Origin of the sequence: Stenotrophomonas sp. MMGLT7, assembly GCF_021168555.1 — a bacterium.
Taxonomy (GTDB): Bacteria; Pseudomonadota; Gammaproteobacteria; order Xanthomonadales; family Xanthomonadaceae; genus MMGLT7.
The window spans coordinates 20,862-30,622 of sequence record NZ_JAJOZS010000024.1; the positions used below are offsets into that span (position 1 = coordinate 20,862).

At 71.8% G+C, this 9,761-nt stretch carries 9 protein-coding genes; 5 read left to right on the forward strand and 4 right to left on the reverse strand.

All coding sequences use genetic code 11. The features are described from left to right. Positions 1–328: 328 nt before the first annotated feature. Positions 329–1,366: an EF-P beta-lysylation protein EpmB gene (gene epmB / locus LRX76_RS18100; RefSeq protein ID WP_231807028.1), complete on the reverse strand. Its 1,038-nt coding sequence runs from the start codon at positions 1,364–1,366 to the stop codon at positions 329–331. Positions 1,367–1,468: 102 nt separating this feature from the next. Here epmB and efp point away from each other — a divergent pair, with 102 nt between their 5' ends. From efp to LRX76_RS18125, 5 genes are all read left to right on the forward strand, one after another. Further along, positions 1,469–2,035, forward strand: coding sequence for an elongation factor P (gene efp, locus LRX76_RS18105; RefSeq protein WP_231807029.1), 567 nt, complete (start codon positions 1,469–1,471; stop codon positions 2,033–2,035). Positions 2,036–2,309: 274 nt separating this feature from the next. Continuing rightward, positions 2,310–3,653: a TRZ/ATZ family hydrolase gene (locus LRX76_RS18110; protein ID WP_231807030.1), complete on the forward strand. Its 1,344-nt coding sequence runs from the start codon at positions 2,310–2,312 to the stop codon at positions 3,651–3,653. Between the two features lie 52 nt (positions 3,654–3,705). After that, positions 3,706–4,425, forward strand: a complete 720-nt coding sequence (ubiG, locus tag LRX76_RS18115; protein WP_231807031.1) for a bifunctional 2-polyprenyl-6-hydroxyphenol methylase/3-demethylubiquinol 3-O-methyltransferase UbiG — start codon at positions 3,706–3,708, stop codon at positions 4,423–4,425. Positions 4,426–4,502: 77 nt separating this feature from the next. After that, positions 4,503–5,198: a phosphoglycolate phosphatase gene (locus LRX76_RS18120; protein ID WP_331716793.1), complete on the forward strand. Its 696-nt coding sequence runs from the start codon at positions 4,503–4,505 to the stop codon at positions 5,196–5,198. 19 nt (positions 5,199–5,217) lie between these two features. After that, a complete protein-coding gene (locus LRX76_RS18125; RefSeq protein ID WP_231807033.1) occupies positions 5,218–5,907 on the forward strand; it encodes a squalene/phytoene synthase family protein in 690 nt (229 codons plus the stop codon). A 93-nt stretch (positions 5,908–6,000) separates the two neighbouring features. Here LRX76_RS18125 and eutC read toward each other — a convergent pair whose 3' ends face one another. The 3 genes from eutC to eat are packed head-to-tail and all read right to left on the reverse strand — an operon-like array spanning position 6,001 to position 9,596. Then, on the reverse strand, positions 6,001–6,825 hold the full coding sequence (gene eutC, locus LRX76_RS18130; RefSeq protein ID WP_331716792.1) for an ethanolamine ammonia-lyase subunit EutC: 825 nt from the start codon (positions 6,823–6,825) through the stop codon (positions 6,001–6,003). After that, on the reverse strand, positions 6,822–8,228 hold the full coding sequence (locus LRX76_RS18135; RefSeq protein ID WP_231807034.1) for an ethanolamine ammonia-lyase subunit EutB: 1,407 nt from the start codon (positions 8,226–8,228) through the stop codon (positions 6,822–6,824). The genes eutC and LRX76_RS18135 overlap by 4 nt, the downstream gene beginning before the upstream one ends. Beyond that, complete coding sequence (gene eat, locus LRX76_RS18140; protein WP_231807036.1) at positions 8,229–9,596, reverse strand: ethanolamine permease; 1,368 nt, start codon at positions 9,594–9,596, stop codon at positions 8,229–8,231. Positions 9,597–9,761 lie beyond the last annotated feature (165 nt).

Below are 9,761 nucleotides of genomic sequence, written 5' to 3' on the forward strand. Positions count from 1 at the left end.
GGCGGCAGTTCCCTTCTCCCGCTTGCGGGGGAAGGTGGCGCGCAGCGCCGGATGGGGGCGCTTCTGCTGTTGCTTTCCCATGCTCCAGGCAACCCCCATCCGCCCTTCGGGCACCTTCCCCCGCAAGCGGGAGAAGGGGGGGCTCTGGAATGTTGATGACGAAACAGGGGAGGGCGGGTACTTGGGGTCTATACGCTGGGACCGGGCTACCGGGAGATCCAGTCGCCGGCTGCCCACCGCGAGAATCGCCGGTTTCCTGTCAGCGTGCGGACGACGGTTCGGTTCGATACGAAACCGACGGCTGCTGCCATCACGGTAGCCGCAGGGCTCAGAGCGGCCTCTTGCCGCTGTCGCCGGCCACCTCGCGCACCAGCTTCGGCACCAGGTACCCGGACAGCTGCGCGGCCAGTTCGCGGTGCAGTTCGCGGGCGCGCGCGTCCGATACCTCGAAGTGCGCCACCCCGGCCACGCGGTCGAGCTGGTGCAGGTAGTACGGCAGCACCCCGCCGGCGAAGCTGCGCTCGCTCAGTGCGGCCAGCGCGTCGACATCGTCGTTGACCCCGCGCAGCAGCACCGCCTGGTTCAGCAGCGTCGCGCCGGTGCCGCGCAAGGCGGCCATGGCGGCATCGACCGAAGCGTCGAACTCGTTGGCGTGGTTGGCGTGGATCACGAACGCCAGCGGCCACGGCAGCGAGCGCAGCCATTGCAGCAGCTCGGCGTCGATGCGCTCGGGCAGCACCACCGGCAGCCGGCTGTGGATGCGCAGGCGCCTGATGTGCGGGATCGCGCGCAGGGCGTCGGTCAGCTCGGCCAGCTTGGGCGTGGCCAGCGACAGCGGGTCGCCGCCGGACAGCAGCACCTCGTCGATGTCCGGATCGGCGGCGATGGCCGCCACCGCCTCGCGCCAGCCGTCGCGCGCGGCGGTCTCCTCGGCATACGGGAAGTGGCGGCGGAAGCAGTAGCGGCAGTGCACCGCGCAGCTGCCGGTGGCCACCAGCAGCGCGCGGCCGCGGTACTTCTGGATGACCCCGGTGGCCTTCCTGGCCGCGCCGTCGCCGACCGCGTCCAGGCCGAAGCCGGGCACGCTGCGCATTTCCTCGTCCAGCGGCAGGACTTGGCGCAGCAGCGGGTCGTGGCGGTCGCCGCGGCGCATGCGTGCGACGAATCCGCGCGGAACGCGCAGCGCGAACTGCGCGGCGGCCTGCCCGGAAATGCCGGCCGCCTGCGCGTCCAGCCCCAGCATCGCCAGCAGTTCGAGCGGGTCGCGCACCGCCTCGCGCCACAGCCGCTGCCAGCGCGGCGCAGGCGCGGCGTCCATCGGCAGGGCGGGGGCGGGCTGTCTGGGAGCGGGGGCTGCGGTTATCATGTGAGGTCTGAAAACAAGCGCCCGCCGGTCGCGGCGGGCTCCCCATTGTATCCGGCCGGCCGCTTCCCCGCGGCGGTTTTACCCTATCCGAGGAGTTGCAGCATGGCCACTTACGGCATGAACGACGTCAAGAACGGGATGAAGATCCTGATCAATGGCGACCCGGCGATCATCACCGAGACCGACTACGTCAAGCCGGGCAAGGGCCAGGCCTTCACCCGCGTGCGCTACCGCCTGATCAAGTCCGGCCGCGTGCAGGAAATCACCATGAAGAGCACCGACTCGGTCGAGGCCGCCGACGTGGTCGATACCGACATGCAGTACCTGTACAGCGACGGCGAGTACTGGCACTTCATGCAGCAGGAGACCTTCGAGCAGGTGCAGGCCGACAAGACCGGCGTCGGCGACGCCGCCAAGTGGCTCAAGGGCGAGGAGGACTGCGTGGTGACGCTGTGGAACGGCACCCCGATCGCGGTGCAGGCGCCGAACTTCGTCGAGCTGAAGATCGTCGAGACCGACCCGGGCGTGCGCGGCGACACCTCCGGCGGCGGCGGCAAGCCGGCCACGCTGGAGACCGGCGCGGTGGTGCGCGTGCCGCTGTTCGTCGGCCAGGAAGAGGTGATCAAGGTCGATACCCGCTCCGGCGAGTACGTTTCCCGGGTGAAGTGACGCAACGACGCGTCCGCAAAGCGGACGCCCCTGCCGTTGCGTCATCCCCGCGAAGGCGGGGATCCAGTGGCTTTGCCGTTGCCGTTGCTTCGAGCAGCAGCTTCCAGGCCGCGAAAGCCAACGTCCCTGGGTCCCCGCCTGCGCGGGGACTACGGCAGATGGCTTCCCGCTACCATCCGCCTGACAGCAGGGCCTCGCTGCGCCGCCAGCACCGGCACAGCTCCATCGCCGCGATACGCAGCGGCGCCTCCATCCCACATCGGCGATCCCCCGCATGACCGACCCGCACAGCCTCCCCGAACCCTGCGACCTGCTGATCGAGGCCGGCCACGTCGTCCCGGTCGAACCGCACGCGGTGGTGCTGGAGGACCATGCGGTGGCGGTGCGCGGCGGCGAGATCGTCGCGGTGCTGCCCAGGGCCGAGGCGCGCGCGCGCTTCGCCGCCGCCGAGGTGGTGTCGCGGCCGCAGTGCGCGCTGATCCCCGGCCTGGTCAATGCCCACACCCACAACCCGATGACGCTGCTGCGCGGCGTGGCCGACGACCTGCCGTTGATGACCTGGCTGCGCGAGCACATCTGGCCGGTGGAGACCGCGGTGATCGGCCCGGAGTTCGTCGCCGACGGCACCACCCTGGCGATCGCCGAGATGCTGCGTGGCGGCACCACCTGCGCCAACGAGAACTACTTCTTCGCCGACGTGCAGGCGGCGGTCTACAAGAAGCACGGCTTCCGCGCGCTGGTCGGCGCGGCGATCATCGATTTCCCCACCGCCTGGGCCAAGTCCGACGACGAGTACTTCGCCCGCGCCGCCGAACTGCACGACCAGTGGCGCGACGATCCGCTGATCGGCACCTCGTTCGCGCCGCATGCGCCGTACACGGTGAGCGACGCCAACTTCGAGCGGGTGCGGATGCTGTCCGACCAGCTCGAGGTGCCGGTGCACCTGCACACCCACGAGACCGAGCAGGAGATCATCGACTCGATCCGGCAGTACGGCCAGCGCCCGCTGGCGCGGCTGGAGCGCCTGGGCCTGGTCAACGACCGCCTGATCGCGGTGCACATGACCCAGCTCACCGAGGGCGAGATCCACCTGTGCGCCGAGCACGGAGTCAGCGTGGTGCATTGCCCGGAATCCAACCTCAAGCTGGCCTCGGGCTTCTGCCCGGCCTGCGCGCTGGCGCGGGCCGGGGTCAACCTGGCCATCGGCACCGACGGTTGCGCCAGCAACAACGACCTGGACATGTTCAGCGAGAACCGCACCGCGGCGATCCTGGCCAAGGCGGTGGCCAACGACGCCACCGCGCTGGATGCGGCCACCACGCTGCGCGCGTCCACGCTGGGCGGCGCGCGCGCGCTGGGGTTCGGCGAGAGGATCGGCTCGATCGAGCCCGGCAAGCAGGCCGACCTGGTGTGCGTGGACCTGTCGGCGCTGGAGACCCAGCCGCTGCACCACGTGCTGTCGCAGCTGATCTACGCCACCGGCCGCCACCAGGTCAGCGACGTGTGGATCGCCGGCCGTCCCAAGCTGGTGCGGCGCGAGCTGGTCGGCATGGACGTGGAGGCGATCACCGCCAATGCACGCCAGTGGCGCGACCGTATCCGTACCATCCATGCCTGAAGGCCTGAGCCGCGATCCGTCCGGCCAGCATCGCAACACGGAGCAGCCCATCATGACCGCCGACAACACCCCGAACCACGGCAACTTCAGCCAGGCCGAGCTGGACAAGTTCGCCGCCCTGGCCACCCGCTGGTGGGACGCCGACGGCCCGCAGAAGCCGCTGCACGCACTCAACCCGGTGCGCCTGGCCTATGTCGCTGCGCGGGTGCAGCTGCCCGGCGCGAGCGTGCTGGACATCGGCTGCGGCGGCGGCCTGCTCAGCGAGGCGCTGGCGCGCGAGGGCGCCAACGTCACCGCCGTCGACCTGGGCGAGGAACTGATCAAGGTCGCGCGGCTGCACCAGCGCGAAACCGGGGTGGAGATCGACTACCAGGTGAAGTCGGCCGAGCAGCTCGCCGGCGAGCGGCCCGGTGCCTTCGATGCGGTCACCTGCATGGAGATGCTCGAGCACGTGCCCGACCCGGCGGCGATCGTCCAGGCCTGCGCCACCCTGCTCAGGCCGGGCGGGCGGCTGTTCCTGTCCACGGTCAACCGCACCCCGGCCGCGTTCGCGCTGGCGGTGGTGGGGGCCGAGTACGTGGCGCGGCTGCTGCCCCGCGGCACCCACCGCTACCAGGACTTCATCAAGCCGGCCGAGCTGGCGTCCTGGCTGCGCGAGGCCGGGCTGCAGCTGGAGGACGTCAGCGGCATGGCCTACGAGCCGTGGCGCAGCCGCGCGCGGCTGTCCTCGCGCACGGATGTCAATTACCTGGCCTGCGCGGTGAAGGCGTGAAGAGCCGGGATTCGGGATTGGGGATTGGGGATTCGCAAGAGCCGGGGCTTGCGACAGCCTGCTTTTCCGAATCCCGAATCCCCAATCCCCCATCCCCGTCTTTCCCCCCCGCCATGCTGTTCGACCTCGACGGCACCCTGCTGGACAGCGCGCCGGACATGCTGGTCACCGCCAACGCCATGCTCGCCGATCGCGGCCGCGCGCCGCTGACCCTGGCGCAGCTGCGGCCGGTGGTGTCCAAGGGCGCGCGGGCGATGCTGGGGGTGGCGTTCCCGGAGCTGCCCACGGCCGAGCGCGACGCGCACGTGCCCGAGTTCCTCGATCGCTACGAGCGCATCGTCGGCCAGCATGCGCGCCTGTTCGACGGCGTGGCGGCGATGCTCGCCGCGCTGGATGCCGCCGGCAGCGCGTGGGGCATCGTCAGCAACAAGCCCGAGTACCTGGCGCGGCGGGTGCTGCCGCAGCAGGGCTGGGAGACGCGCTGCGCGGTGCTGATCGGCGGCGACACCCTGGCCGAGCGCAAGCCGCACCCGCTGCCGCTGCTGACCGCGGCCGAGCGCATCGGCGTGGCGGCCGGCGCATGCGTCTACGTCGGCGACGACCAGCGCGACATCGTCGCCGCGCGCGCGGCGGGCATGCCGTCGGTGGCGGCGTTGTGGGGCTACCGGCTGCACGACGACGATCCGCTGGCGTGGCAGGCCGACGTGCTGGTGGACGCGCCGCGGCAGTTGCTGGATCCGGCGGCGTGGCCGGCGGCGTCGCCATCGTCCTGACCCCGATCCCGGATCAGCCATGAGCCAATCCGCCGTACTGGACAGCTTCATCGACAAATGGCGCAGCCGCTGGCCGGAATGGTCGCTGGCCGAGCGCTTCGTGCCCGAGCCGCAGCGGCTGGTGGTGCTGGCCTGGTTCGCGCTGCTGCAGGAGTTCGAGGACATCATGAACATCGCCGGCGATCCGTTGCCGGCCGATGCCAAGCTGGCCTGGTGGCAGCAGGAGCTGCGCGACTGGGCGCAGCAGCGTTCGCGCCATCCGCTGGGGCGCGTGCTGGAGCCGGTGCGGGCACCGTGGGCCGAGCTGGCGCAGGCGCTGCCGGCGATCCAGGATGCCCGCGCGATGCCGGCTTCGCTCGACGCCGCATTGGCCGGGCTCGGCGACTTCGCCGCCGCGGTGGTCGCGGTGGAGGCGGTGCTGTTCGGACGCGGCGAACCCGCCGACGCGGCCGCGGTGGCCGTCCAGTGGCTGGACGCGCGTCGCCAGGCTGCCGGCAGCGCGGCGGCACCGGCCGGGATCGAGGCCGGGCAGTGGCGCGCGCAACTGCTGCGGCGATGGCCGGCCAAGCCCCGGCTGGCCCGTGCGCACCGGGTCTGGTCGCGGCTGGCGCGTTTGCGCCTGCAGCGCGAACACGCCGGCAAGCCGGTGCTGGCTCCGCCGCTGCAGCAGCTCTGGCACAGCTGGCGTGCCGCCAGCGGCGGGGCCTGAGGCCGTTCGCGTAGAGCCGGGCTTGCTCGGCTGAAGCGTTCCCAGTAGCTCCTCGGCCGGGCCCCGAAAAGGGATGCAAGCACCAACTCAGCGCTACGGATCGGCGGAATCCGGCAGCAGGAAATTGCCTGCGCGCGTGTCGTCGCTCTCCAGCGCCGCCACCGCTGCGCTCGCCTCGTCCTTGAGCTGCACGCCCGAGAGCCGGCGCCGGAACGCCTCGCCGAGCAGGAAGTCGAGCGTGTGCGCTGCCTCGGCATAGCCCAGGCCTCCGGTGCGGATGTTTGAGATGCAGTTGCGCTGCGCGTCGTTGCAGCCCACCCGCGGCGCCCAGGTCAGGTACAGGCCCAGGCTGTCGGGCGAACTCAGGCCCGGACGCTCGCCGATCAGCACCACCGCCGCCTGCGCGCCCAGCCGTTCGCCGATCTCGTCGCCGACCGCCACGCGGCCCTGCGCGACCAGCGCCACCGGCGCCAGCGAGCAGCCGCGGCGTCCGCACAGCGCCTCGATCCGTTCCAGCATCGCCGGCGCATGCCGGTGCACCGCCAGTGCCGACAGGCCATCGGCGACCACCACCGCCAGGTCGGCACCGCCGCCGTGCCGGGCGACGTATGCGGCCAGCGCCTCGGCCGAGGCCGGGTCCAGCCGCCGGCCCAGGTCGGGGCGCTGCAGGTAGGCGTGGCGATCGGCCGCGGCGCTGTGCAGGAGCAGGCAGGCGCGGCCGCGCGCGTGCAGCGCTTCGCACAGCGGCTGCGGGTCGAACGCCAGGTGCACTGCGTCGCGCGCCTGCGCATGCGCGAGCTGGAATTCCAGGTGGGCGCGGGTGGGCAGGCTGGTGCCGGCATGGCCCAGGGCGATGCGCGCTGGGGTCAGCCGCCGCAGCCGCGCCCACGGGTCCATGCACGCGGGACCCTCGCTCACGGCCCATCCTCGCGCAGCCGCGCCAGCGCGCCGCGGAACGGCGGCGGCAGGTCTCCGCCCAGGGCGATCCGGCCGTCGCGCAGGCGCAGGATGCCCTGGCGCTCGAGCCAGTCCTCGAACTCCGGCGCCGGGCGCAGCCCCAGCAACTGGCGCGCATACAGCGCGTCGTGGAACGAGGTGGTCTGGTAGTTGAGCATCACGTCGTCCGAGCCGGGGATGCCCATGACGAAGTTGGTGCCGGCGGCGCCGAGCAGGGTCAGCAGCACGTCCATGTCGTCCTGGTCGGCCTCGGCATGGTTGGTATAGCAGATGTCGCAGCCCATCGGCAGGCCGAGCAGCTTGCCGCAGAAGTGGTCCTCCAGCCCGGCGCGGACGATCTGCTTGCCGTCGTACAGGTATTCCGGGCCGATGAAGCCGACCACGGTATTGACCAGCAGCGGCCGGAAGCGGCGCGCCACCGCGTAGGCGCGCGCCTCGCAGGTCTGCTGGTCCACCCCGTGGTGCGCACCGGCCGAAAGCGCGCTGCCCTGGCCGGTCTCGAAGTACATGACGTTGTCGCCGAGGCTGCCGCGGCGCTGCGACAGCCCGGCCTCCCAGCCCTCCTGCAGCAGCGCCAGGTCGATGCCGAAGCTGGCGTTGGCGGCCTCGGTGCCGGCGATCGACTGGAACACCAGGTCCACCGGCGCGCCGCGCCCGATCGCCTCGATCGAGGTGGTGACGTGGGCCAGCACGCAGGCCTGGGTGGGGATGGCGTAGCCGCCGATCACCGCGTCGAGCATCTTCAGCAGCTCGCAGACGTGGGCGGTGCTGTCGCCGGCCGGGTTGATGCCGATCACCGCGTCGCCGTTGCCGTAGAGCAGGCCGTCGAGGATGCTGGCGGCGATGCCGGCGGCATCGTCGGTGGGGTGGTTGGGCTGCAACCGGGTCGACAGCCGCCCGCGCAGCCCCAGGGTGTTGCGCAAGCGGGTGACCACGCGGATGCGGCTGGCCACCAGGATCAGGTCCTGCACGCGCATGATCTTGCTCACCGCCGCGGCCATCTCCGGGGTCAGCCCGGGCGCCAGCGCGGCCAGCGCCGCGGCATCGGCGGCGTCGCCGAGCAGCCAGTCGCGGAAGTCGCCGACGGTGAGGTGGGCCACCGGCGCGAACGCCGCCGGGTCGTGGCCATCGACGATCAGCCGGGTGACCTCGTCGTCCTCGTAGGGGATCACCGCCTCGTCGAGGAAGCGGCGCAGCGGCAGCTCGGCCAGCGCCATCTGCGCGGCCACGCGCTCGCTGGCGTCGGCTGCGGCGATGCCGGCCAGCACGTCGCCCGAGCGCGCCGGCGAGGCCTTGGCCAGCAGCTCCTTGAGGTCGGCGAAGCGCCAGCGGCGGCCGCCGATGCTGTGCGCGTAGCCGCCCACCTAGGCCCGCCCGGGCGCCGCCGTCGCGCCCTGGTAGCGCAGGCTGACCCCGCAGGCCAGCATGCCCAGCGCCATCAGCGCGACGAACGCCAGCGCGATCAGCGGGTTGAACCAGACCATCGCCGCCAGGCACAGCAGCGCCAGCGCCAGCGCGATCGCCGGCAGCAGCGGGTAGCCGGGCGCGCGGAAGCTGCGCGGCAGCCCCGGCTCGCTGCGCCGCAGCCGGAACAGGCTGAGCATGCTCATGATGTACATGACGATGGCGCCGAACACCGACATGGTGATCATCGCCGCGGTCAGGCTCATGCCCTGCAGGTCGACCAGGCCGTCGCTGTAGATCGCCGCGATGCCGATCGCACCGCCGGCCAGGATCGCCCGGTGCGGGGTGCGGAAGCGCGACAGCCGCGCCAGCCCGCGCGGCAGGAAGCCGGCCCGGGCCAGCGCGAAGAACTGCCGCGAATAGCCCAGGATGATGCCGTGGAAGCTCGCTACCAGGCCGAACAGGCCGATCCACACCAGCATGTGCAGCCAGCCGGAATCGGCGCCGACCACCGCCATCATCGCCTGCGGCAGCGGGTCGTTGATGTTGGACAGCTCGCGCCAGTCGCCGACGCCGCCGGCCATCAGCATCACCCCCAGCGCCAGGCACACCAGGGTGAGGATGCCGGCGATGTAGGCGCGCGGGATGGTGCGGCGCGGGTCCTTGGCCTCCTCGGCGGCCATCGCCGCACCCTCGATGGCCAGGAAGAACCAGATCGCGAACGGGATCGCGGCGAAGATGCCGGCGAACGCGGCCGCGGTGAAGTGGTCCGAGCCGGCCCAGCCGCCGCGGGTGAAGTTGGCCAGGCTGAAGCCCGGCGCCACCACGCCCATGAACACCAGCAGTTCCAGCACCGCCAGCACCGTCACCGCCAGCTCGAAGGTGGCGGCGATGCCGACGCCGAGGATGTTGAGGGTCATGAACACGAAGTACGCCGCCACCGCCGCCAGCTTCGGGTCCAGGCCCGGGAAGCGCACGTTGAGGTAGGCGCCGATCGCCATCGCGATGCTGGGCGGGGCGAACACGAACTCGATCAGCGTAGCGATCCCGGCGAGCATGCCGCCGACGGCGCCGAACGCGCGCCAGCTGTAGGCGAACGGGCCTCCGGCGTGCGGGATCGCGGTGGTCAGCTCGGTGAAGCTGAAGATGAAGCAGGTGTACATCACCGCCACCAGCGTGGTGGTGACCAGGAAGCCGAGGGTGCCGGCCACGCCCCAGCCGTAGCTCCAGCCGAAGTACTCGCCCGAGATCACCAGGCCCACGGCGATGCCCCACAGGTGCAGGGTGCCGAGCGTCGGCTTGAGCTGCTCCGATGCCATCGTGCGGATCTCCGGGCGGGGGGCGGGTGTCTTCGCTTATAGGACGCAGGCGGCGAGGGCGCAACCGCGCGAAGGGGTGGGGCCTGGAATGCGGGTAGGCGGCCTGTCGGCGACGAGAGCCGCGCCGCCGCGCGCCATCGCCCGTAGGAGCGACTTCAGTCGCGATGGGGCTTC